21 protein-coding genes and 1 other annotated feature are annotated in these 22,105 nt (G+C 50.9%); all 21 genes read right to left on the bottom strand.

What is annotated here, in order from left to right; all coding sequences use genetic code 11:
• Positions 1–160: 160 nt before the first annotated feature.
• The 21 genes from ACY2VT_RS03615 to ACY2VT_RS03715 all read right to left on the bottom strand — a co-directional run bounded on the left by ACY2VT_RS03615 (position 161) and on the right by ACY2VT_RS03715 (position 21,923).
• Entirely contained in the window at positions 161–1,345 is a 1,185-nt protein-coding gene (locus ACY2VT_RS03615) for an iron-containing alcohol dehydrogenase family protein (protein WP_461878915.1), read from the bottom strand.
• A gap of 80 nt (positions 1,346–1,425) precedes the next feature.
• Positions 1,426–2,949: an APC family permease gene (locus tag ACY2VT_RS03620; protein WP_461873770.1), complete on the bottom strand. Its 1,524-nt coding sequence runs from the start codon at positions 2,947–2,949 to the stop codon at positions 1,426–1,428.
• A 3-nt stretch (positions 2,950–2,952) separates the two neighbouring features.
• A complete protein-coding gene (locus ACY2VT_RS03625; protein WP_055219997.1) occupies positions 2,953–3,573 on the bottom strand; it encodes a cytidylate kinase-like family protein in 621 nt (206 codons plus the stop codon).
• A gap of 163 nt (positions 3,574–3,736) precedes the next feature.
• Positions 3,737–4,954, bottom strand: a complete 1,218-nt coding sequence (locus ACY2VT_RS03630; RefSeq protein WP_117509834.1) for an aspartate aminotransferase family protein — start codon at positions 4,952–4,954, stop codon at positions 3,737–3,739.
• Positions 4,955–5,435: 481 nt separating this feature from the next.
• Positions 5,436–5,990, bottom strand: a complete 555-nt coding sequence (locus tag ACY2VT_RS03635) for a helix-turn-helix domain-containing protein (protein ID WP_461873771.1) — start codon at positions 5,988–5,990, stop codon at positions 5,436–5,438.
• Between the two features lie 193 nt (positions 5,991–6,183).
• The gene (locus ACY2VT_RS03640) at positions 6,184–6,900 is read right to left on the bottom strand and encodes a SigB/SigF/SigG family RNA polymerase sigma factor (RefSeq protein ID WP_055220004.1); all 717 of its coding nucleotides are present in this window, start codon (positions 6,898–6,900) and stop codon (positions 6,184–6,186) included.
• A 16-nt stretch (positions 6,901–6,916) separates the two neighbouring features.
• The gene (gene spoIIAB / locus ACY2VT_RS03645; RefSeq protein WP_461877150.1) at positions 6,917–7,384 is read right to left on the bottom strand and encodes an anti-sigma F factor; all 468 of its coding nucleotides are present in this window, start codon (positions 7,382–7,384) and stop codon (positions 6,917–6,919) included.
• Positions 7,385–7,422: 38 nt separating this feature from the next.
• Positions 7,423–7,746 carry an anti-sigma factor antagonist gene (locus ACY2VT_RS03650; RefSeq protein WP_461873772.1) on the bottom strand — a complete coding sequence of 108 codons (324 nt, stop codon included), beginning with the start codon at positions 7,744–7,746 and terminating at the stop codon, positions 7,423–7,425.
• 157 nt (positions 7,747–7,903) lie between these two features.
• On the bottom strand, positions 7,904–9,310 hold the full coding sequence (locus tag ACY2VT_RS03655; RefSeq protein ID WP_461878916.1) for a tetratricopeptide repeat protein: 1,407 nt from the start codon (positions 9,308–9,310) through the stop codon (positions 7,904–7,906).
• Between the two features lie 18 nt (positions 9,311–9,328).
• Entirely contained in the window at positions 9,329–9,502 is a 174-nt protein-coding gene (locus ACY2VT_RS03660) for a hypothetical protein (RefSeq protein WP_022461761.1), read from the bottom strand.
• A gap of 27 nt (positions 9,503–9,529) precedes the next feature.
• Positions 9,530–10,825, bottom strand: coding sequence for a bifunctional folylpolyglutamate synthase/dihydrofolate synthase (locus tag ACY2VT_RS03665; RefSeq protein WP_461878917.1), 1,296 nt, complete (start codon positions 10,823–10,825; stop codon positions 9,530–9,532).
• Positions 10,826–10,998: 173 nt separating this feature from the next.
• Complete coding sequence (locus tag ACY2VT_RS03670) at positions 10,999–13,191, bottom strand: LTA synthase family protein (protein ID WP_461878918.1); 2,193 nt, start codon at positions 13,189–13,191, stop codon at positions 10,999–11,001.
• Positions 13,192–15,843, bottom strand: coding sequence for a valine--tRNA ligase (locus ACY2VT_RS03675; protein ID WP_461878919.1), 2,652 nt, complete (start codon positions 15,841–15,843; stop codon positions 13,192–13,194).
• Positions 15,844–15,937: 94 nt separating this feature from the next.
• Positions 15,938–16,158 (bottom strand) — a binding site (T-box leader).
• A gap of 110 nt (positions 16,159–16,268) precedes the next feature.
• The gene (locus ACY2VT_RS03680) at positions 16,269–17,069 is read right to left on the bottom strand and encodes an MBL fold metallo-hydrolase (protein ID WP_461878920.1); all 801 of its coding nucleotides are present in this window, start codon (positions 17,067–17,069) and stop codon (positions 16,269–16,271) included.
• Between the two features lie 18 nt (positions 17,070–17,087).
• Positions 17,088–17,432: a putative signal transducing protein gene (locus tag ACY2VT_RS03685; protein WP_461878921.1), complete on the bottom strand. Its 345-nt coding sequence runs from the start codon at positions 17,430–17,432 to the stop codon at positions 17,088–17,090.
• A 21-nt stretch (positions 17,433–17,453) separates the two neighbouring features.
• On the bottom strand, positions 17,454–18,638 hold the full coding sequence (locus ACY2VT_RS03690; protein ID WP_461878922.1) for an MFS transporter: 1,185 nt from the start codon (positions 18,636–18,638) through the stop codon (positions 17,454–17,456).
• Between the two features lie 110 nt (positions 18,639–18,748).
• The gene (locus ACY2VT_RS03695) at positions 18,749–19,189 is read right to left on the bottom strand and encodes an SseB family protein (protein WP_461878966.1); all 441 of its coding nucleotides are present in this window, start codon (positions 19,187–19,189) and stop codon (positions 18,749–18,751) included.
• Between the two features lie 111 nt (positions 19,190–19,300).
• A complete protein-coding gene (locus ACY2VT_RS03700) occupies positions 19,301–20,260 on the bottom strand; it encodes a hypothetical protein (protein ID WP_461878923.1) in 960 nt (319 codons plus the stop codon).
• Between the two features lie 18 nt (positions 20,261–20,278).
• Entirely contained in the window at positions 20,279–20,851 is a 573-nt protein-coding gene (locus ACY2VT_RS03705) for a M48 family metallopeptidase (RefSeq protein WP_461878924.1), read from the bottom strand.
• Positions 20,852–21,007: 156 nt separating this feature from the next.
• Complete coding sequence (locus tag ACY2VT_RS03710; protein WP_461878925.1) at positions 21,008–21,145, bottom strand: hypothetical protein; 138 nt, start codon at positions 21,143–21,145, stop codon at positions 21,008–21,010.
• 22 nt (positions 21,146–21,167) lie between these two features.
• Positions 21,168–21,923, bottom strand: a complete 756-nt coding sequence (locus tag ACY2VT_RS03715) for a transglycosylase domain-containing protein (protein ID WP_461878926.1) — start codon at positions 21,921–21,923, stop codon at positions 21,168–21,170.
• Between the last annotated feature and the right edge of the window lie 182 nt (positions 21,924–22,105).

Below are 22,105 nucleotides of genomic sequence, written 5' to 3' on the forward strand. Positions count from 1 at the left end.
ACCCGAAAATAATGCAAAAAAGGCAGTGCTGCAGAGCGCGAATTGCAAGGAACAGATTTGAAGGCGTACCGGGGTACGACGAAAATCTGTGACGCAGTAATTCACACTCTGCGGTGCTGAATTTTTTGCATTATTTTCGGGTCTTGCTATAGCTTGTCTCTTACAGTGCTTTCCGGTACAGCGCCTCGATGTCCTGCTGACGAGACGCTCTCGGGTTGACGGCGATGTTTCCGCTCTTCATCGCATCTACCGCCATCGGCACGATTTTGCTCTCGATCTCCTCTGCCGTCACTTCTTTTCCCTTTGCCGCCTGGCGGATCGCATCGGTCAGGCTGGCCGGGATTCCGATGGCTGCGGTCAGTTCACGGATCGCGCCGACCAGCATCATCGGCTCAAATTCATCGGCGTATGCCGGGATTTCGCTGATGTAGTTGTAGATCTTCAAATATCTTCCATGGTCTGCCAGCGCATTGTACTCTGCGATGACCGGAAGCAGAACAGCATTTGCCACGCCGTGCGGTACATCAAAGAAAGCGCTCACCGGATGGCTCATCGCATGGACATTTCCAAGCCGCGCATAGGAGAACGCGATGCCTGCAAACAGCGAACCGGTCAGCATGGCTTCTGCCGCTTCCAGATCGGTTCTGCGTGCCACGAAACGGCGGATATTTTTACCGATCAATTCCATTGCTTTTTCTGCCATGGCATCGGAGAACGGGGAAGCGGCTGTGGAAATGTAGGCCTCCTCCGCATGGATAAAGGCATCAATACCGCAGGCTGCCGCAACGGATGCCGGAGCCGAAGTTAAAAGTTCCGGATCGAGAATCGCATACTCCGGCAGAAGTTCATAGCTGAATACGGTCAGCTTGTAATCTCTGCTGTGGTCAGTGATCACAGAAAATGCAGTCACCTCGGAGCCGGTTCCCGCGGTCGTCGGAATGGCAATCAGCGGGACAATTTTTCCCGGCACTTTGTGTGCGCCTTCGTATTCCGTGATGCTGCCGCCGTATTTTGCCGTCACACCGACGGCCTTCGCAACGTCCATCGGGGAGCCGCCGCCAAGTGCTACGATAAAGTCTGCGCCAGAAGAAAGATAACTTTCGGTTGCCTTTTCTACGGTAGTCACAGACGGATTCGCCTCAATGTCCGTGAAAATATCGGCTGCAATTCCGGCCGCTTTCAGGCTGTCCGCTGCTTTATCCACAACGCCCATTTTTTTCAGGGTCGGACCGGAAAGAATCATCGCATGGGTTCCTCCCATTTTCTTCGCGCACTCCGGCAGTTTACTAAGTGTTCCTGCTCCGACAATAATATTCTGTGGAATCGAAAATTCGAATGGATTCATCTTATTTTTCCCCTTTTCTTTCAGAAAGCGTGCCGAAAATTTTCTCTTTCCGACACGCTTTGTTTTATCCTATCTCAGCTTCAGCCAGCCATTTTTGCAAGGACACGGTCGATCGCTGCATCGATGACAACGTCGAGTTCCGCATCGTCTGCCTCCGGCATCAGGGACGCTGCGTCCTCGTCGGAGATCAGCTCGATCAGGCTGCCGAATTTCTCTTTATATTTGAACTTGCAGACTGCAAAGAATACAACACCGAGGAGGCTCCAGCCGCCTACCATCAGCCACTCCTGCCATACCAGCGTTCCGCCGGAACCAGGAATGCAGTAAACAAGCACCATGCATCCGGACATCAGAACCGCCATGGTTCCAACAAATTTATATGCCGGAACACGATACGGACGCGGCATATCCGGCTCTTTCTTCCGCAGAATCAGGAAGGAAAGAGATACCATACAGTAGGCAAGACAGCATCCAAAGTTACCTGCATCACAGATCCACACCATCATGCCTCGTCCTGCAAACGGAGCCAGCATAGTCAGCGCGCCGATCAGGAACAGGGCGTTGATCGGAGTTTTGTGCTGCGGGTGAAGCTTTGCAAACATCGGCGGAATCATGTAAGATTCAGCCATGGAATACAGGGCACGGGAACCGCCGATCATAAAGGAGTTCCAGGATGTGATGATACCGCACATACCGCCGACAATGATGACTTTTGCCATAACCGCTGTACCGAACGCTTTTGCCATGGCATCTGCTGTGACAAGTCCGGTTCCTGCTTCCGAACTCAGGATTTCGGACGGATTCAGCACATAGCCGACAGCCAGGATAACACAGGAATAGAAAACAACAGCGAGGACAACGGAGAGAATCATCATTTTACCGATTTTCTTTAACGGAACGTTGATTTCCTCTGCTGCCTGCGGGATAACGTCAAAACCGATGAAGAAGAACGGGGTAACAACAGCAACTTTGATGATGTTCTGGAACATCGTTCCGGCGCTCTCGCCGACAAACATCTGTCCCTGCAGATTGCCGGAATCACCGTTGATGACGGATGCCACAATCAGAAGAATACCGGCACCGCCGATGATACAGGTGAGAACCGTCTGCAGAACGGCTGCTGTTTTTGCGCCTAACACATTGATCAGTGTGATGAGGAATGCTACGATAACGGCTACGGCTACCCAGGAGGCATAGATATCAAATCCGGCCACACTGTACATATAGCCTTTCAGGAATCCCGGCCACAGATAGGTGATGATGGTTGGGAAGGCGCAGGCCTCGAAACAGGTAACACTGACATATCCTAAAATAATCGCCCATGTACAGATAAAGGAGCCGTTCGGACCCATCGCTTTATAACTGAAAACATGCTCGCCGCCGCACTGCGGCATCGCTGCGGTCAGCTCTGCGTAGGTCAGGCCGATGAAGAAGATCATGACACCGCCGATGGCAAACGCGATTGCTGCTCCGACAACGCCGCCTTTCTGGATCCAGCTTCCCGAGGATACAACCCAGCCCCAGCCGATCATGGCTCCGAAAGCGATGACGAGAATGTCCCATGCACCCAATACTTTGTCAAATTCTGATTTTTTCTGTTCCATGGCTTATTCCTCCCCGCTTCCGTATTTCTTCTGAATCAGTTCCTCGAGATACTCCGCTGTGCCCTCCACACCAAGGAATGCACTGTTGATCAGGATATCGCGGTTGTGCCGGTCTCCACGGTTGCTGCCGGTCAGCGCCAGGTGACGCTTGTGATACCGCTTGTCCTTCTCGAGCAGCAGGATTTTTGCATCACTCTCGGAAAGGCTGTGACTCTTCATGATGTTCTGAATGCGGATCTCGTCCGGTGCATAGATAAAAGCCCGGAGGAGCTTGATATCTTTGCTGTCCTTTAAGATGTAATCCGCGGATCGTCCGATGATGACGCAGGCTTCTTTTTCTGCCAGTTTCCGGATGATCTGCTTCTGTACATGAATCGCACGCTCGGTCAGGTCCGCATATTTGGAGAAGGATCCACGGACATCGCCCTCGGCTCCTTTTCCGGCAATCGTACCGCCCTCTTCTACACGGTTCATGATGTCTTTCGGAATTCCGACTTCTTCAATAATCTGATCCACCAGCTCGCGGTCATAGAACTTAATTCCGAGATCCTCCGCAATTTTCCTGCCGATGGCATTTCCTTTGGCTCCGTACTCGCAGCCGATTGTGATAACCAGATGTCCCATACCGTTTTCCTCTCACATTTAATTTCTCTGTTTTACCTGTTGTTTCCGCTTCACAGAATGAAAAGAAAAACAGGACAGGGGCGAAGCATGGTTCTTTGCTTTTTGACGTCCTTGTCCTGTTCTTTTCACGCTATGAGATTTTCTTTGTTTCTATAAGAATTCTTTATTTTTCCAGAGCTTTTACGGTTTCTTCGATGATAGCAACTGCCTTGTCGCAGTCCTCCTCGGTTACGATAAGCGGAGGGATCAGACGAATGATGTGCGCTCCGATGGCTGTGATCAGCAGATGGCGGTCAAGACAGCCATGTTTGACTTCTACGCCACTGATGGTATCATCAAACTCTACGCCTACCAGCAGTCCCTGATGTCTGACTTCTTTGACATGCGGCAGTTTTGCTAATTTTTCTGCGAAGTAATCACCGACTTTCTTGGCATTTCCGGCAAGGTCGCGGTCGATCAGTTCGTTGACTTCTGCCAGTGCTGCTGCACAGCTGACCGGATGGCCGCCGAAGGTAGTTCCGTGAGATCCCGGGGTAAAGGCTTTTGCTACTTCAGCTGTTGCGCAGATTGCGCCGATCGGCATTCCGCCGCCAAGACCTTTTGCCATGGATACGATATCCGGTTTGATGCCGTAGTTCATGTAAGACATTACCGCACCGGTTCTGCACCAGCCGGTCTGTACTTCATCGATCAGGAGCAGCATGTCGTTCTCATCACAGAACTTCCGGAGTCCCTGCATGAACTCTTTCGTTGCCGGATGAACACCGCCCTCGCCCTGTACCGGCTCAACCATGATAGCGATGGTGTTTTCGGTACATGCATCTTTGAAGGCCTGCAGATCATTGTACGGTGCGTAGGAGAAACCGTAGGTCATCGGTCCGAATCCAACCTGGCATCCGTTGCCCGGCTGACCGGTTGCAGACATAGCACCGAAGGTTCTTCCATGGAAGCCCATCTTTGCGGTTACGATGTGGTAACGGTTCGGGCCATATTTCTCGATGCCGTACTTTCTTGCCATTTTGATCATGGCCTCGTTCGCCTCGGTACCGGAGTTCTGATAGAAGATCTTGTCCATGCCGATGGTCTCGCAGACTTTCTCAGCAAGCAGTGCCTGCGGGATGGTGTATGGATAGTTGAAGGTATGCATGATATCGTCGAGCTGCTCTTTTGCTGCTGCAACAACTTTCGGGTTTCTGTTTCCGGCGTTGTTTACGGCGATTCCTGCGTAAAAGTCAAGATACGGCGTTCCGTTTTCGTCGTACATGTACATGCCCTCTGCGGTTTCTGCGAGGAAATCGAAACGCTCGTAGGTCTCGATCATGTACTTGTTTACTTTGTCCTTGATGTCCTGAACCGTTAATCCTGTGTCTTTTAATCTCATAGTGTTATCCTCCCATAGCGTTGAAAAGATTTTGTAACAACTCAGAGCCATGCGAAATTGCAGGGAAAAGTGCGAATCATGCTTGCATGAATGAGTACTTTTTCATGCAATTTCATATGGCGACCAGCAACATCGAGATGCAGCGCAGCGGAATCGAGATGTGGCTCTGAGTTGTTACTAAATAAAAAACAAAAAAGCAAAGACTACTCGTTGGTAAGCGTCTTTGCTTTGTTTTTCGTTTATTATTTTGTACAACCATACAATAGCACCACTCCCTATATTTGTCAATTACTTTTTTTAAAAAGTTTTTTATTTTTGTTTTTTCTTTAACACCCGCTTTTTCTATTCTTTTTTGATGTTTTTTCGTCTTCCGCCGTATTTTTTTCATATCCGTTGTTTTTTATTCTGATGTTCCAGCGGATTTCCGTCCATTATATTGAACAGTTCATTCAAAAAAAGAAAGCCTGTTATTCTGCGGCTTTTAGTGATAGTCGAGAAAGAAACACATGCAGCTCGTCTTCTCCGTCCCTCTGTTGCGGTAGATGTGGATCTGGTCTGTCTCGAAACGGAATGCCTGCTTCCGGTGGATCTCATGCTCTTTTCCATTGCACTCCACGGTCATCACGCCGTCTGTCACCACCAGGTACTCTCTTGTTTTCTCTCCGTGGCCGCCGCTCACATACGTTCCGCCCGGTTCGATGTCGATGCGGTAGATTTCCACAAGCCGCGTGTCCTCATACGGAAAGCACGTCCACACAGTGTACTGCCCCTCCAGCTCTTTCGTCGGAACCAGATCCTCCGGTGTCACAAGATAACTATCCACCAGCGGCGTTGCAATCAGCTCCTGAAATTCAATCCGCAGGCCGCTCGTAATCTTCCCAAGCACGCCGAGCGACGGGTTCGCCGTTCCCTTTTCGATCTGCGAGAGCATACTCTTGCTGACCCCGGTCTGCTCTGAGGCCTGGTCGAGACTCATCCCTTTCGACTGCCGGATCCGTTTCAGATTGACCGCCACATTTTCTGTCAGATAATCCATGTTCTTCCACCTGCCTTTCTTCGTATTTTGCTCATTGTAGCACACCTTCCCCCGATATTCCAGTGAATATTTTCAAACTTTCTGCCGCCTTTCCCCGCTCCGCCTTTCTTTTCTTCCTTTATCCGCCCGGGTTTCAGGCGCTTTTCTCTGCCTTTTCCAGAAAAAGCGCCCTTCTGCCGGATTTGTATTTTTGTCAGACCTTTTCCATCCGCATCTGCCGCAGAATCTTCTTTTCCATCCGCGACACCTGCACCTGCGAAATCCCCAGTTTTCCGGCAATCTGCGCCTGTGTCATGTCCTGAAAGTATCGCATGTAGATGAGCTGGCGCTCCTTTGCGGGCAGTCTGCCGAGCAGTTCTTCCAGAAAAATCCGGTTCAGCAGCTTTTCCTGCCCGTTCTCTTTTTCCGGAATGCGGTCCATCAGAGAAATATCGTGGTTTTCCCCCTGATAGATGGTCTTCTGCAGCGATTCCACCTCCGCACCGGACTCCATCGCCTCCACGATTTCCTCCACGGTAACATCAAGCTCCCCCGCTATCTCCGCCAGCGTCGGATCCCGCCCGTTCTCCCGCTCCAGCCGCTCCCGCACCGCATACGCTTTCCACGCCAGTTCCCGGATCGGGCGGCTCACCTTCACCATCCCCTCCGACCGCAGAAACCGCCGGATCTCCCCCGCAATCATCGGAACCGCATACGTCGAAAAACAGACTTCAAACGAAGGATCAAATTTATCAATCGCCTTCAACAGCCCAATGCTCCCGATCTGGCACAGATCCTCCATCTCCACCCCGCGGTTTGCAAACCTTCTTACCATGCTCCAGACCAGTCCCATATTTTCCTCTGCCAGTGTATCCCTTGCCGCTTTATCCCCTTCGTGTGCCTTTTCGATCAGGGCAAGCGTATGTTCCATGCATTCTGACTCCTCTTTACTTCCGATCTACACCGATTTTCCGTTTCATCACCACTTCCGTCCCCCATCCCGGATGCGACCGCACCTCCAGCTCATCCATAAACGCCTCCATAAACGAAAACCCCATCCCCGACCGCTCCAGCTCCGGGCAGGTCGTAAACATCGGCTCCATCGCTTTCTCCACATTTTCAATCCCGACACCGGTATCCTTTACCGTCACCTGAAACACTTTCTCCTCCAGATCCAGCACACATTTCATCTGAATTTTCCCTTTTTCCTGCCGGTACCCATGAATCATGGCATTCGTAACCGCCTCCGAAATCGCAGTCTTCACATCCGCCACTTCCTCCACCGTCGGATTCAGCTGCGCCAGAAACGCCGCCGCAGACACCCGCGCAAAACTCTCATTGCAGGGACGGCTCTCAAACTCCAGCATCATCGTATTCCACCGCATCTTCTCTTCCGTTTTCATCCTTTCCTGCATCATCCCATTCCCCTTTCTGCCCACTCCCCGTCCAAAACCTACTTCCACGTCTTCTCCTCTTCCACCTCAATCACCCTCGTCACCCCCGACATCACCAGAATTCTCCGCATCCGCTCCCCCACATGCACCGCTCTCACCTTCCCGCCAATCAGCTCCATCTCCCGAAACCTCCCCATCACCAGCCCAATCCCCGAACTGTCCATAAACACCGTCTTCCGAAAATCAAACACCACCTCCCTCACATTCCTCTCCACCAAAATCTCCCCCGCCTCCTCCCGAAGCCGGTCAGCCACAAAATGATCCACCTCCTCCGGAAGCCGAATCGTCATCACCGCATCCTTCACCCAAACCCGATTACCCATTTCCCATCCTCCTTCTTTCCCGTCATAAAATAAAAAACACAAAAGATCTTTTTCGCCCTAAAACGAATCTCATCTTTTGTGTTTTATCTTCTCACTTTTATACTTTTTTGCCCTTCGTCCCACGCACCCTCCGCGTAGTCAGTGGTATCAGCCCCCACTATTCCTCCGTCTTCACAGTCCCCCCCAGCGCCTCAATCTGCTGCTCCGCCTTTGCAGCCTTCTGGGTCCCCGGAAACTTATCAACAATCTCCTGGAACACCGAAACCGCATTATCCGTATCCCCACTCAGCCGATACGCATGCGCCAGATAATTCAGCACCGTATAATCACTGTCATTAATATTCTTAGCCTTCGAAAGCTTATCAATCGCCTCCGTATAATTCGCATCATCAAACGCATTCACTCCCGACTCCGAGAGCTCCTGAAACATCGTAGACTGCATACTCTTATAAATCGTATCATAAACCGCCTTCGCATCCACCGAAAGCACCTCCGGGTTGACCTCCGTCAATGCGTTTGTAGCGTTGCTCGTATTGCCCTGCTGCTGTGCCTCCACAGCCTTTAACAGGTTTTCATAAGAAGCCGCCGTATCCTGTGCCGTCTGAATCTGCTGCTGTGCAGAAGCCGTCGTCTCATTCAGCGAATCCACCTGGCTCTGAAGCTGGTTCAGCTGTGCCTCCTGGCTCGCCATCTTGCCGCTGTATTCCACAACCTTCTCATCCGCCTGCCGGTTAATCCTCTGCGTATTCGCAGGCCCCACAAGGAACCACACAACCAGCGCACCAAGCACCAGTCCAATACCGATATTCAGCATCGTTGCCGCTGTAGACGTCTCGCGGAACGTCGGCGGAATAATCACCGTATCCCCGCTTACCACACGCTCACGCTCGTCCTCACGCTGCTCCTCCGTGCGCTCCCTGCGCCCGAACCGCCGCGGCTCCAGCGACGTCTGCGTACCCGTCTGGAAATCAACCTCCTTCAGGAAACGAAGCGTCGTCGAGTTCGTCTTGTCAATTTTCGCCGCCTTTTTCAGAATCTTCCGCGCTTTCTCATACTCACCCTTGTGAATATAAATCAGCGCCAGCAGATGATATCCCTTGATCAGCTTCGGATTCTGGTTCAGAATCTTGCGCAGCTGGATCGCAGCCACATCCTCATTGTTCTCGCGGCAGCATTTCAGCGCACTGTTGTATTTCTTGATCGTCTGATTGATCATATCCAGCTTCGCCTGCTCCGCCTGCAGCGTCGCAATATACTCCGTCGCCACATTATTCTCCGGCATAATATTCTTGCTGATGATCCACTCACTTAACGCCGCAACCGCTTCACCCGTCTCAAAATAGACAAGGCCCAAAAGGTTCCGCGCATGGATATTGTATTTGTTAAACTTCAGGCTCCGCCGCAGCATATCGATCGCTCCGGAAAGATCCCGGATCTCTGCCTTGTCGAGGCCCAGATTGTAGTACATATTCGAAAGAGAAAAACATTTTCTCTGTACTCTCAGGTTAAAACCACAGTTGGGACAGATCTCCATTCCGACGTCCACAACCGATTTACAATTCATACAGTTCATTCCGGCACCTTACTCTTCCTTTTCCGCTTCTGTCTCGTTTTCCTGTTCCGGCTTGTCGTTTTTCATCATTTCTTTCAAAATGTCGATTACATCCGTCAGATCACGGCTGTAGATGGCATCCTCCACCTCGTCCACATCGAGACACGGTTTAAACTTTTTCAGTTCTTCTTCGTAATTTAACATAAACTCAAAAATTCCTTCCTGTATTCGCTAACCATTCCGCTTCGCAAGATACGCCTTCAGTTCACCTGCCAGATACAGGGAACCCACGCAGAACAGCATGCCGCTGCCCTTTTTGCCCAGTGCCTTCTCATACGCTGCCCCGATTTCCGGTTCTGCGCAGACGTCCGTGCAGCCGGCTTTTCTGAAGTCTTCTGCAAGCACTTCCGCCGGTACAACGCGGCTTCCGTCGATCTGCGTTGCAACGACATGGGATGGGTGGATGCCCTCGCAGATTTCACCGATCATCTCGTGATAGTGCTTGTCTGCAACTGCCGTAAACAGAATTGTGATCTCGTTTTCTTTCGCAAAATAGCCTGCCGTGCTGACAAACTGTGCGATGCCGTCCTCGTTGTGCGCGCCGTCGATGATGACACCCGGCGCTGCCATTTCCATACGGCACGGCCATTTGATCTTCGAAAGGCCTTCCGCAAGCACGTTCTTGGGAATCTCGTGCACATCCTGCAGAATATGCATCGTGTAGAACGCAAGACTTGCATTCATCATCTGGTATTTTGCCACGTACGGAATCGCAAGCTCGGCTTTCTCGCCGCCCGGGTATGCAAAGATAAAGGTAATACCTTCGCGGCTCTGTGTTTTCATCTCATAGAACGACGGCTCCATCGGCCATGCCGGGCTTGCCATTTCTTTCGCCTTTGCGGCAATAACAGCTGCCGGACCTGGCTGGCTGGCGTCATAGATCACCGGAACACCGGCTTTGATGATGCCGGCTTTCTCTCCCGCAATCGCCTCGAGGGTGTCGCCGAGATACTCGGTGTGGTCGCGGCTGATGGACGTGATGATGCATGCCAGCGGCTTTTCGACCACATTTGTCGCATCCAGCCGCCCGCCAAGGCCCGTCTCCATGACCAGATATTCCACGCCGGCTTCTTTAAAAATCAGCATTCCCATCAGGAACAGTGTCTCAAAATAGCTCGGATGGCCCTCGCCCTCTGTCTCGTATTCTTTGGCTGCTTTTTCCACTTTGAGAAATGCGTCGAGAAACTGCTCATCCGACACATCCTCCCCGTTGATCTGGAACCGCTCGTTGATGCGCACAAGGTGCGGAGAGGTAAAAAGTCCTGTCTTTTTGCCGCCCGCAAGCAGCATCGCATTTAAGTACGCGCAGACGCTTCCCTTTCCGTTCGTGCCCGCCACATGGATAATTTTGATCCCTTCCTGCGGATTCCCAAGGCGCGAAAGAAGCTCCCTCGTATGTTCCGGCGGATGCTTCACCGTAAATTTCGGTATTGTTTCGATATAATCAACTGCTTCTGTATAATTCACTTTATTTCACCATTCTTCAGTATTTTAGGGCTGCTTTCAAACCCTAGTACCATTATAATCGAGTGACCGGATATGTCCATAGCAATTTTCAAAATTTTGTCCCGACTTTTCGACTTTCCCTGTAAAAAGATACAGTGGGACGTCAAAATCCGCCCCACTGTATGATCTTTTTCTTATTCAACCGGTTTTTCCGTCGGTGCAGCCGTTGGCGTTTCAATCTTGTCGCCTTCTGGTTCTTCCGTCGGCGTTACCGTCAGTTCATCCTGCGGCGCAGTGCTCGTATTGGCATTTTCCTGCGTCACATCTGTTTTTGTGCTGTCCGGGTTTGGTGTCGGCGTCGGTGTTGTTTCCACTTTCGGTGCCTCGTACGTCGTCGGCTCCGTTCTTGTCAGCACCTTTTTCGTCGAGCTGTTGCTCTGCTGCGCGATTGTAATCTGATCACCGTCTTCCAGGGTCAGACTATGCACCATCAGAATCGACGGGCTGACATAAACAGTATCCTGTATCTCCTCGTTGACTTCCACACGGCTCGATGCCGTAAAGTTTTCTCCGTAAAAATACCATGTATCTTCTCCGGATTTTTCGATTCTTTCCAGCGTTACCGGCAGAACACCCATCTGCAGCTTCACACGCTCATACGGGGTCTCTCCGTCTTCTCCGTAAACGTACCGTTTTCCATACAGCATATCATACTGCAGCACCTCGAGATCCACCTGATAATTCTTCGTATTCCGTCTCGTCTGATGATACCGGAAAATGGTTCCGTCGTGAATCCCCACACGGTTCATGACCTCTGCTGCAATCTGGTAGGAAGCAATGTTTTCCTGTTTCCTTTTCAGGCCCATGTTATCCCAGATCACATATTCGGTCTGATACAGATAGCGGTTCTCCAGATCTTCCATCTTCAGCCCCATCGTCGGCAGATGGTCACCGTACATCACAAGTACCACCGGCTCCGGATAATCCGCAAGCTTTGTCGTCAGCTCTTTGACAAATTTGTCCATCTCATGGATCTGATTTACATAATATTCCCAGGAGTAATTATTTTTTTCCCGTTCCTCCGCGCCTGTCACCGTAATCTCCGGATCGTCAAGCACCGGCTCTGTCGGATAATCTCCGTGGCCCTGTACCGAAATCGTATAGATATAGTCCGGTTCATCTGTCGCATCAAGCGTTTTTATGATCTCTTTTGTCAGAATATGGTCTTTTACCCATCCGGTCGCCGTCACATCCGAGATGTCCGGCATATATTCCTCCGAGGTAAAGGTATCAAAACCAAGACGTGAGAACACACTTCTTCTGGAATAAAAGTTTGCTTCATTGTTGTGGAGCGCATGGGTCGCATAGCCAAGATTCTTTAAAACATACGGCGCACTCTCACACGTCTCCTCTGAAAGCACCGATTTGTACGGATACTCACCTGCTCCGAAATACCGGAGACTCATGCCGGAAATAGTTTCAAACTCTGTGTTTGCTGTTCCGGCTCCCACCACCGGCACGCGGAGATAACCGGAAGAATAATCCTTCATCAGCTGCCGGAAATACGGGATCGGATCCTCGGAAATATTGAGGAAATTAACCAGCTCCGGATCGAAAAAGGACTCCAGCTGTAAAAAGATAATATTCGGTTTTACCGTATCATCCTCTTTTTGTTCGCCTTCACTCGTCTCAATCTGTTTCACGAGCTGTTCGGAATAGCCGTTCGGCTCTGAAATTCCCGTATCAAACAGGGTGACTGCCAGACAGTACGGATAGCCGTAATCCTGGTAGGCAAATGCGATGTTGACGAAATAGCTGGAAAGCACACGCTTTGCGAGCGCCAGGTTCGTTGCTCCCGTAAAGAGTACAATGACCAGAGCAATCAGCGGCACATTCAGATACCAGCGGATTTTCCCCTGAAATTTCGGTCCTTTGATCCAGACCCATACAAAAAATGCCAATAATGCCACAAGGGCTGCTACGACGAGGATCATGGTACCTTTCGACAGATACTTCGTCACGACCTTTGCGCCGTCGCTTAAATTCCGCAAGTCCGGCCCGGTAAACGGCGTGACGCGGTTCGCCAGAATCACACCGTTAACGATACCGAGCAGCAGCCAGAAGCAGCTCATGATGAGCCGCACCAGCACACGTCTGCGGAACAGATAAACTACCATAAAGGTAGTGAAGATCAAAAATGCATTGTACAAAAAGACCCATGGGTTTTCCACCATGTAGCTCCATGCAGATGCCAGCGAATGACGGGAAAATGCTTCAATCACCAGATACAGAATACAGCATCCCAGGGCCTGCAACGGCAAAGAGAGCCAGTTGCAGACTTTCACTACGGTTTCCTTGTTTCCATGCAGTTTTTTTCCTTTTTTCATTTATTTTTTCAGCTGCTCCAATCTTGTCTGAACCTGCTCCATCATCTGCTGATAGTTCGCCAGTTTTTCTTTCTCTGCCTGAACTTTTGCCTCCGGAGCTTTGTTAATAAAGTTCGGGTTTCCAAGCATGCCGTTGGAACGTGCGATTTCTTTTGTCAGACGCTCCTCCTCTTTTTCGAGACGGGCGATCTCTTTTTCGAGGTCAACCAGTTCGGCAAACGGAATATAAATCGTTGCCTGTGGGATCACTGCAGATACCGCATCGTCTGCAATACCGGCTTTATCTGCCTGTACGTGCACTTCGCTTGCGCCTGCCAGGGTTGCAAAGAAGACAGCGCCGTTTCTGAAAATTTCCTGTACGGAGGTATCTTCGGTCACAACGAATACGCTTGCTTTCTTTGACGGCGGTACATTCATGCTGGTACGTACACCACGGATGCTTCTTACGGCCTCTTTCATCATCTCAACAGCTGCCTCATCCTCTGCGTATGCAAAGTCTTCGGTCTCTTTCGGCCATGCGGCGATCATGATGGAATCCTCGTCCGGATTCAGTGTGCAGTAGATTTCCTCTGTGATGAACGGCATAAACGGATGCAGCAGCTTTAATGCATTGCCAAGAACGGTTTTTAAGGTCCACAGTGCAGCACCCTTCGTCTCGTCGGTCTCGCTGTACAGACGCGGTTTTACCATCTCAATGTACCAGTCGCAGAATTCCTCCCAGATAAAGTCGTAAACCTTCTGTACGGCGATGCCGAGCTCGTAGCGGTCCATGTTGTCCGTTACTTCGGTTGCCAGAGTATTGACTTTGGAGAGAATCCATTTATCTGCCAGGGTCAGTTTGTCTTTCGGCATTTCAGACGGAACCTCTGCTTTTTCCAAGTTCATCATGATGAAACGGGAAGCATTCCATACTTTGTTTGCAAAGTTACGGCTGGCTTCTACACGCTCCCAGTAGAAACGCATGTCGTTTCCAGGTGCATTACCGGTCATCAGAGTCAGACGGAGCGCATCTGCGCCGTATTTATCGATGACTTCCAGCGGATCGATACCGTTTCCAAGAGATTTACTCATCTTGCGTCCCTGGGAATCACGAACGAGTCCGTGAATCAGTACGTGATGGAACGGAACCTGTTTTGTCTGCTCCAGCGCAGAGAATACCATACGGATTACCCAGAAGAAGATAATGTCGTATCCGGTTACGAGAACGTCGGTCGGATAGAAGTAATCAAATTCCGGTGTTTTCTCCGGCCATCCTAACGTGGAGAACGGCCACAGAGCTGAGCTGAACCAGGTGTCCAGGGTATCCGGGTCCTGGGTGAGATGGGTGCTGCCGCATTTCGGGCATTTTTCCGGCATGCCGCCTCTTACAACGGTGATCTCGCCACAGTCATCACAGGTATAGGCCGGGATACGATGACCCCACCAGAGCTGACGGGAAATGCACCAGTCGTGGATATTGTTCAGCCAGTTCTGATAAATCTTGCTGAAACGGTCCGGGATGAAGTTTACTTCGCCGTTCTTCTCTGCTTCGCTGGCTGCAGCAGCCATATCTGCCATTTTTACAAACCACTGCGGTTTGATCATTGGCTCTACGGTTGTCTTACATCTGTCGTGGGTTCCTACGTTGTGAACGTGATCCACTACTTTTACAAGAAGACCAAGCTTCTCGAGATCCTCTACCATGGCTTTTCTTGCCTCGTAGCGGTCCATGCCGGCGTATTTGCCGCATTTGTTGTTCATGGTTCCGTCATCGTTTAAGATGTTGATCTCTTCGAGGTTGTGGCGTTTTCCTACCTCAAAGTCGTTCGGGTCGTGTGCCGGTGTAATTTTAACGCATCCGGTTCCGAACTCTTTGTCTACGTAAGCATCTGCGATAACCGGGATTTCACGGTCGGTCAGCGGAAGTTTCAGCATTTTTCCGACGATGTCGGTGTATCTTTCATCCTCCGGGTTGACAGCTACGGCAGTATCGCCGAGCAGAGTCTCCGGACGGGTCGTTGCGATTTCTACGAAGCGGCCTTCTTCTCCAACTACCGGGTAGTTGATGTGCCAGAAGTGGCCTGCCTGCTCCTGATATTCAACCTCTGCATCGGAGATGGAAGTCTGGCATACCGGGCACCAGTTGATGATGCGGCTTCCTTTGTAGATCCATCCTTTTTCATACAGACGGCAGAATACTTCTTCTACAGCTTTGGAGCATCCCTCGTCCATGGTGAAGCGTTCTCTCTCCCAGTCTGCGGAGGAGCCGATCTTTCTTAACTGGCTGTTGATGCGTCCGCCGTACTCTTTCTTCCACTCCCAGCAATGCTCCAGGAATTTTTCGCGTCCGATTTCATCTTTGTCGATACCCTGCTCTTTGAGCATATTGGTAACCTTTACCTCGGTTGCAATCGCCGCATGGTCGGTACCCGGCTGCCAGAGGACTTCATATCCCTCCATCCGTTTGAAACGGCAGAGAATATCCTGCATGGTGTTATCGAGTGCATGGCCCATGTGAAGCTGTCCGGTTACGTTCGGAGGCGGCATCATAATGGTAAACGGTTTTTTGTTCGGGTTTACAGTGGCATGGAAATATCCTTTGTCCAGCCATTTCTGATACAGTCTGTCCTCGAGTCCTTTCGGATCGTAGGTCTTTGCGAGTTCTTTGCTCATGAGATCCTCCTTTTATGTTGGTGTATTGTGGTATTTATTCCCGCAGAGGCTTGTCTTAAATCAAAAACGCCCTTCACATACACATAACATGCATGCAAAGGGCGAAAATTCCGCGGTACCACCTTAATTTGTATCTCGTTTCGGAGTCTGTAACGTGACTCATGCGTGAGAACCTAGTCATCACATCTTCTGTGCTTTTCAGCTCTCCGGTTCAGAAGCTACCTTCCATGACCACCTTCCCGGACAGCCTTTCAGCCGGTGAACCGTCCTCTCTTTTGGGGCCTGCCATGTACTCCTCTTCTTCATAACCTTTTCTTTTTCTGTTGGAATAGAAACTGCATTTATCATAATCGCGTTTTTTTATTTTGTCAAGCCGCCGCGGGCAAAAACCTTTCTTCTTATGGAAGTTTTAAGATTTCACGCGCTTATTTTCGGTGAATCCGCGATGCACAGTACTGCATTTCTGCGCGGCCGTACGACGCGTAGCGGACCTGTTCTTTCGAAAACGGCTTCGCATTGCTTGGCCGTCCCAGGTTTTCGCCGTGGATCACCTGATCCACAAGGTCGATGAGATCCGCGAGCACACCGAGGCTGAGCGGATTGTACACCGGATGCGCGGTCGATTCAAACACCTGCATGTGATGACCGCCAAAAAATTTCATGCGGCCGCCTTTTTTTACCAGCCATGCCATCAGTCCGACCAGACCGTCGTAATACTCTTCCAGGCTTGTTCCGCCCGGCACCTGCATCCAGACGCCGCAGCCGCTTCCGATCGCATCGCCGGTGAACAGATAATTCTGTTTCGTCTCCAGCACAACGACGCTGCCCGGCGTATGGCCCGGTGTCTGACAGACGGCCAGCTCTGTGCCGCCGAGCGGAATCACGGAATCGGTACGGATGTCATGAATCTCTTCCCACGGTTTCAGTTTTCCAGCCGTCAGTACGTTAAGCGTCTCCGGATCCATCTTCTTTTCGTCGTGGCACATGTAGACTTCATCGAATTCATCAATATGGTACATGTGATCTGGATGCGCATGCGTGATGACTAAAAGCAGCGGCTTGTCCGTCAGCTCCCGGATCACCGGCAGAATCTTCGCGCCGACTGTGATGCCGGTATCAATCACAGCCGCTTTTTCTTCTCCCTCCACCACGTAGAACGACGAATTTCCCGCATCCAGAATACAGTAAATCTTTTCCCCAATTTCTGTTACCTGAAAACCTTCCATGATGTAAAACCTCCCTTGTTATTGAAACAGATTCCACAGTGTGGTGAACACAAGTCCCCCAACCAGAATCACCACCCATAGAATTGCGGTAATTCTGGCTTTTAAGGAATGAGACTGCGTGCGGAGCGCCTCCGGGAACTCTCCTTTTTTCTCCCACTCGCCAATCCGTTTTTTGGCTTCTTCTGTGTATTCCTCCGGCACATAAATGGCTCTTCCCTGGTACGACATTCCCATCGAAATCTGCAGAAATTCACCGGCTCCCTCGCTTTTTCCATAAGCCGGAATCCGGCTCCGCTGCAGAAGTTTTACGACCTTGTTCATCGTTGCTTCATCATCCGTGCGGTAAACCTTCCGATATCCCATATACAGCCTCCTTTTCCATTTTTACGCTTCCTGTTTTTTCCCTTTCAGCAGCATCACCCCGACAATCAGCAGTACCGGAAAGATGACGCCGGCTAAAATTCCTTTTTTCAGGTTATCCGATGCGGCACTTGATACATAGCCGACGAGGGTCGGGCCGCCGGAACAGCCGAGGTCGCCGCCGAGTGCGAGCAGGGCGAACATTGCGGTTCCGCCGTTTCGGAGTGCTGCGGATGCCTTGCTGAAGCTGCCCGGCCACATGATGCCGACGGACAAGCCGCAGAGTCCGCATCCCACCAGCGAAAGCACCGGCGACGGGGACAGGGAGATCAGCAGATACGATGCGATGCAGAGCACGGCACTTCCTGTCATGAATTTGTCGAGATCGATTTTATCACCTAACTTGCCGTAAAAGGCACGGGAGCTTCCCATCAGGATCGCGAAGGACATCGGACCGGCGAGGTCTCCGATGGTTTTTGACACGCCAAGTCCCTGCTCCGCAAACGTGGATGCCCACTGGCTGACCGCCTGCTCACTGGCTCCCGCACACGTCATCATCAGCATCAGAATCCAGAAAACATGGCTCTTACAGAGATCAAGAATACTCATACCTTCTTCCGACTCTTCTACAAGCGGTGCGATCGGTACGCGGGTGAAAATCACGCCGTTGACGATCGGCACAACTGCCCAGACACACGCCAGGATTTTCCAGTTTCCGATACCGAACAGTTTGAAAAACAGGGTCGAAATCAATACAACCCCCACATGGCCCCAGCAGTAGAACGAGTGCAGAAGGCTCATTGCCTTTTCTTTATTCTTTGTCGGACAGCTCTCCATGATCGGGCTGATCAGCACTTCGATGAGACCGCCGCCGATGGCATAGATGATGACTGCCGCCAGAAAACCGATATACGCATTTCCAACGATTTCCGGCAGGAAAACAAGTCCCAGAAGTCCGGCCGCCGCGCAGACATGCGCTGCCACGATACAGATCCGGTAGCCGATCTTATCCACGAATTTCGCGGACAGCAGATCGACAAGAAGCTGAATTCCGAAGTTAATGGTAATCAGCATCGTAATCTGGCCGAGCGGGATATGGTATGTTTTCTCAAACGTCAGAAACAGCAGCGGTACAAAGTTGTTGACGATCGCCTGAACGATGTAGCCGACAAAGCAGGCGTAGATCGTTTTTTCATAATTACGGTTCATGTTGCAATTCCTCTTTCTTTTATTTTCTCCACTATACCATACAATTTCCGCCATGTTTAGCGTTAAATTAACTTTATTTTTCAGTCATTTTCGTCTTTTTTGTATCGACTTCAATGTCCCGCATTTTCTTCCCCGATGATAATCGAAAGCAGTGTATGATCCAGCATGATCGTGCGGTTCCACGGATTCAGAATCACGCCGCTGATCTCCTTTGTCGCGGATGCCATGCGGATGAGCTGCTCCAGATCGACGAGAAACGTGGATTTCACGCTGCCGGCGCCCTTTAATTCCTCATCAAAGCTCGTAAACGCGGCCCACCAGACTTTTCCGTCTGCGCTCTTTACCGTTCCGATCCGGATCTGATCGTCGCCGGATGGCGGTTCCACGGAAAGAATCGCCTGGCCGCCCTCTTTCATTCTGCGGCGGATCACCGTCAGCACGTGTGCCAGCAGTTCCGGCGTCGGCTCCTTTTGCAGTCCCAGAATTGCTTCCTCTATCGTTTCATTCCCCTGCAGCCCTTCGTCCTTTGGAGTTTCCATTTCTTTTGCCATTGCTCTTATCCTTTCTTTTTCGCTTCCTTTTTCGCTTTTTTTCTCACACAAAATCTGTTTTCTCATCATCCCCTGCAGCTTCGGCATTTTCTTCGGCACTTCCGATGGCATTTACTCTGCGCCTACCCAGATGCCGTCTTTCCCGCAGAATCTGTGCTCTTTTGATACATCCAAAACCGTTTCCATCTGCTTGAAGATCTGATCGTACTTTCCTTCCCGCATCAATGCAATCGTCACCGGATCCGTTCCGATCTGCAGGTGGCGGAAGCCGCGTTTCCCTTCCTCCGTCCACGGTGGGGTCAGCTCCATTTCAAAGCTGCCGCTGTTTCCATACACCCCACCCGGCTGCTCATCTGCAAACAGCTCAAAAAGCGGCTGATAATATGCCTTGAAGTAGTTCTCCTCCGGGAACCAAAGTGTCCCGTCCCCGGTTCGCTCCGGCTCTTTTACAACGGCATTCAGATAGCCTCTCTCATAATACGTCATGCATGCCGCACTCTTCGCCAACGGGTTTTCATTGATCTTTTCGATCTCAGACGCTGCCCGGCATCCGTTTCCGAAAGCCGCCTGGCTGTTCTCACTTCTGCCGACCGGTTCCCAGATGCTCCAGGCATTCTGCTTTCCGTATCCGATCAGATCCTGGCGGTAGGCGCCGTTGTATTTTACAAATTTCTTCTCCCCCGGCTGCTCGATCAGGTTCAGCGGTACCATACAGTCAATTCCGTACAGCTTCTGCGCAATCAGCCGCGTGTAGATGATGCCGAGATAATGACAGATTGCACTGCGCTCCGCCGTGTCGAGATACATAATCTGCTCCGCTTTTGCCAGCTGGTCGCCGCGCGTCTCGAGCACGCTCTCCACCATCGCAATCCGGGACCGCAGCTCCGCCTTCCGTTTTCCGCGGTAGCGCGCCGACAATCTGCCATACGGCATCGTGCTTGCAAGAACCGCGTGCAGCAGTTCCAGATTCGTGTATTCAATCATAATATCTTTCTTATTTAAACCGAGCTCTGCTTCGGTATCGACTTCCGTCACATTGATGATATATGTTTTTTCTTCGGTCAGTATCATTTGTTTTGCCTCTCTTTTTCAGTACTCTCTTCCATGCTCCTTCAGCCAGCTCTGCCACACTTTGTAATCGGGCATCTGCTGTGCCACCACCGCGTAAAACCGCGCGGAATGATTCATCTCTTTCCGGTGCGCCAGCTCGTGGATGACGACGTAATCCATCACGCGCTCCGGCATCAGCACCAGTTTCCAGTTGTAGTTCAGGTTTCCGGCGCTGCTGCAGCTGCCCCAGCGGGTTTTCTGCTCGCGGATCGTAATTCTGCCGTACGTCACGCCCATCTCTTTTGCAAAGCGCGCCGTCTTTTCCGCCAGCATTTCCGCCGCGCGCTGGAGCGCCGCTTTTCGTTCTGCTTCCGTCAGACCATTTGCTTTTTTCTGTTCTGATGCCGCAAGTGCCCGCTCACGGTGGGATAAAATCCAGTCCTGCTTTTCCTTTAAAAATGCTTCAATTTTGTATTTTGCCATCCGTTTCGGTGCGCGCACCACCACGCTTCCATCCGCTTTGACCTGGACGGCGAGCGTTTTGCGGGCGGAATACACGATCTCATAGGGAATCTGTTTTAAAATCTGTTCTGCGCTGTCTTTCTGTTCCATTTATTTTTCCTCAAAAGCTGTCTGTTTTACCATTTTTTTGCCTGTTTTTCATTATACCTTTTTCCCGGCGGAAACGCAATCGGATTGCTCACAGAAAAAAACGCGAGCAGAATCACCGTTTTTCTTCCGGCAATTCTGCTCGCATTTTTCTTTCTCTTATTTCAGCTCAATTTTTTTCTGCTTTCTTCGGATGCACAGCCTCACAAATAAAATCGCCGCCTGCACGCAGAGAATCATCACCAAAATTCCAATCATCGACAGCGCTGCAGCCGCCAGTCTGATCAGTTTTCCCATTCTTTTTTCCTCTCTTTTCTTTCTATCGTGCCAGAGCCGGATCGGCTGCCGCATCCCACAGCAGGCCGTCCGTCTCACTTTGTTCCAGGTATCCATATTTTACCATTGCCGCCAGCACCTGCTTTTCCCGCTGCAGCGCCAGGTCCGCGTGGCGCGACGGCGCGTAGGCGGACGGTGCATTCGGGATTCCGGCGAGGAGAACGGCTTCGCTGTCGGTCAGCTCCTGCGGTGCTTTCCCGAAGTAGCCAAGCGATGCTTCTTTCAGTCCATAGTAGCCATCCCCGAAATAGATGGTATTGATGTACAGTTCCAGAATTTCTTCTTTCGAGAGCTGCCGTTCCACATAGAGTGCCGTCCACGCCTCTGCCGCTTTCCGGGCGAGCGTTTTATTCTGATCGTAATACATGTTTTTTACGAGCTGCTGCGTGATCGTACTGCCGCCCTGCTCCGGTTTCATCACACGGATATCATGCACAACCGCCCGCGCGGTGCTGATCCAGTCGATGCCGTGATGCTCGTAATACCGGTGATCCTCGACCGCAAGCACCGCTTTCTGATACAGCTCCGGCACCTGATCGAGGGAAACCCACTGCGCTTCGCTCCTGACTTCCTCCACGGCCTGTGCAAGCGGCTTTTCTTTTACTGCTTTCTGATACGAAAAATATCCCTGAAGTGTCCAGAACATTCCCGCTGCCAGCAGGATCAGCACCAGAAACGCCAGCAGGCCTCCGATCATTTTTCCGAATATGCCATGGTGTTTTCGCCTTTTCTTTCTCATGATTCTTAAACCCCTTTTTTCTTTTCCTGTTTTCTATCCTATCACACACCCCTTAACGCCTCCTTGCCTCTTTCTTAGGAATTCTTTAAAATTCTCTGCACAAAAAAGAAACAGGCACCTGGCGTTTTGACCAGAATGCCTGTCTCTCGATATATTGGGGGTTGCTATGGGAATGAAAAACT

The organism is Fusicatenibacter sp. (assembly GCF_050872605.1).
GTDB lineage: Bacteria > Bacillota > Clostridia > Lachnospirales > Lachnospiraceae > Fusicatenibacter.

Coding starts and splice junctions, on each gene's coding strand:
- ACY2VT_RS03615 (WP_461878915.1), bottom strand. CDS start 1,345: ATGAATCCATTCGAATTTTCGATTCCACAGAATATTATTGTCGGAGCA.
- ACY2VT_RS03620 (WP_461873770.1), bottom strand. CDS start 2,949: ATGGAACAGAAAAAATCAGAATTTGACAAAGTATTGGGTGCATGGGAC.
- ACY2VT_RS03625 (WP_055219997.1), bottom strand. CDS start 3,573: ATGGGACATCTGGTTATCACAATCGGCTGCGAGTACGGAGCCAAAGGA.
- ACY2VT_RS03630 (WP_117509834.1), bottom strand. CDS start 4,954: ATGAGATTAAAAGACACAGGATTAACGGTTCAGGACATCAAGGACAAA.
- ACY2VT_RS03635 (WP_461873771.1), bottom strand. CDS start 5,990: ATGGATTATCTGACAGAAAATGTGGCGGTCAATCTGAAACGGATCCGG.
- ACY2VT_RS03640 (WP_055220004.1), bottom strand. CDS start 6,900: ATGGAACATACGCTTGCCCTGATCGAAAAGGCACACGAAGGGGATAAA.
- spoIIAB (WP_461877150.1), bottom strand. CDS start 7,384: ATGCAGGAAAGGATGAAAACGGAAGAGAAGATGCGGTGGAATACGATG.
- ACY2VT_RS03650 (WP_461873772.1), bottom strand. CDS start 7,746: ATGGGTAATCGGGTTTGGGTGAAGGATGCGGTGATGACGATTCGGCTT.
- ACY2VT_RS03655 (WP_461878916.1), bottom strand. CDS start 9,310: ATGAATTGTAAATCGGTTGTGGACGTCGGAATGGAGATCTGTCCCAAC.
- ACY2VT_RS03660 (WP_022461761.1), bottom strand. CDS start 9,502: ATGTTAAATTACGAAGAAGAACTGAAAAAGTTTAAACCGTGTCTCGAT.
- ACY2VT_RS03670 (WP_461878918.1), bottom strand. CDS start 13,191: ATGAAAAAAGGAAAAAAACTGCATGGAAACAAGGAAACCGTAGTGAAA.
- ACY2VT_RS03675 (WP_461878919.1), bottom strand. CDS start 15,843: ATGAGCAAAGAACTCGCAAAGACCTACGATCCGAAAGGACTCGAGGAC.
- ACY2VT_RS03680 (WP_461878920.1), bottom strand. CDS start 17,069: ATGGAAGGTTTTCAGGTAACAGAAATTGGGGAAAAGATTTACTGTATT.
- ACY2VT_RS03685 (WP_461878921.1), bottom strand. CDS start 17,432: ATGGGATATCGGAAGGTTTACCGCACGGATGATGAAGCAACGATGAAC.
- ACY2VT_RS03690 (WP_461878922.1), bottom strand. CDS start 18,638: ATGAACCGTAATTATGAAAAAACGATCTACGCCTGCTTTGTCGGCTAC.
- ACY2VT_RS03695 (WP_461878966.1), bottom strand. CDS start 19,189: ATGGCAAAAGAAATGGAAACTCCAAAGGACGAAGGGCTGCAGGGGAAT.
- ACY2VT_RS03700 (WP_461878923.1), bottom strand. CDS start 20,260: ATGATACTGACCGAAGAAAAAACATATATCATCAATGTGACGGAAGTC.
- ACY2VT_RS03705 (WP_461878924.1), bottom strand. CDS start 20,851: ATGGAACAGAAAGACAGCGCAGAACAGATTTTAAAACAGATTCCCTAT.
- ACY2VT_RS03710 (WP_461878925.1), bottom strand. CDS start 21,145: ATGGGAAAACTGATCAGACTGGCGGCTGCAGCGCTGTCGATGATTGGA.
- ACY2VT_RS03715 (WP_461878926.1), bottom strand. CDS start 21,923: ATGAGAAAGAAAAGGCGAAAACACCATGGCATATTCGGAAAAATGATC.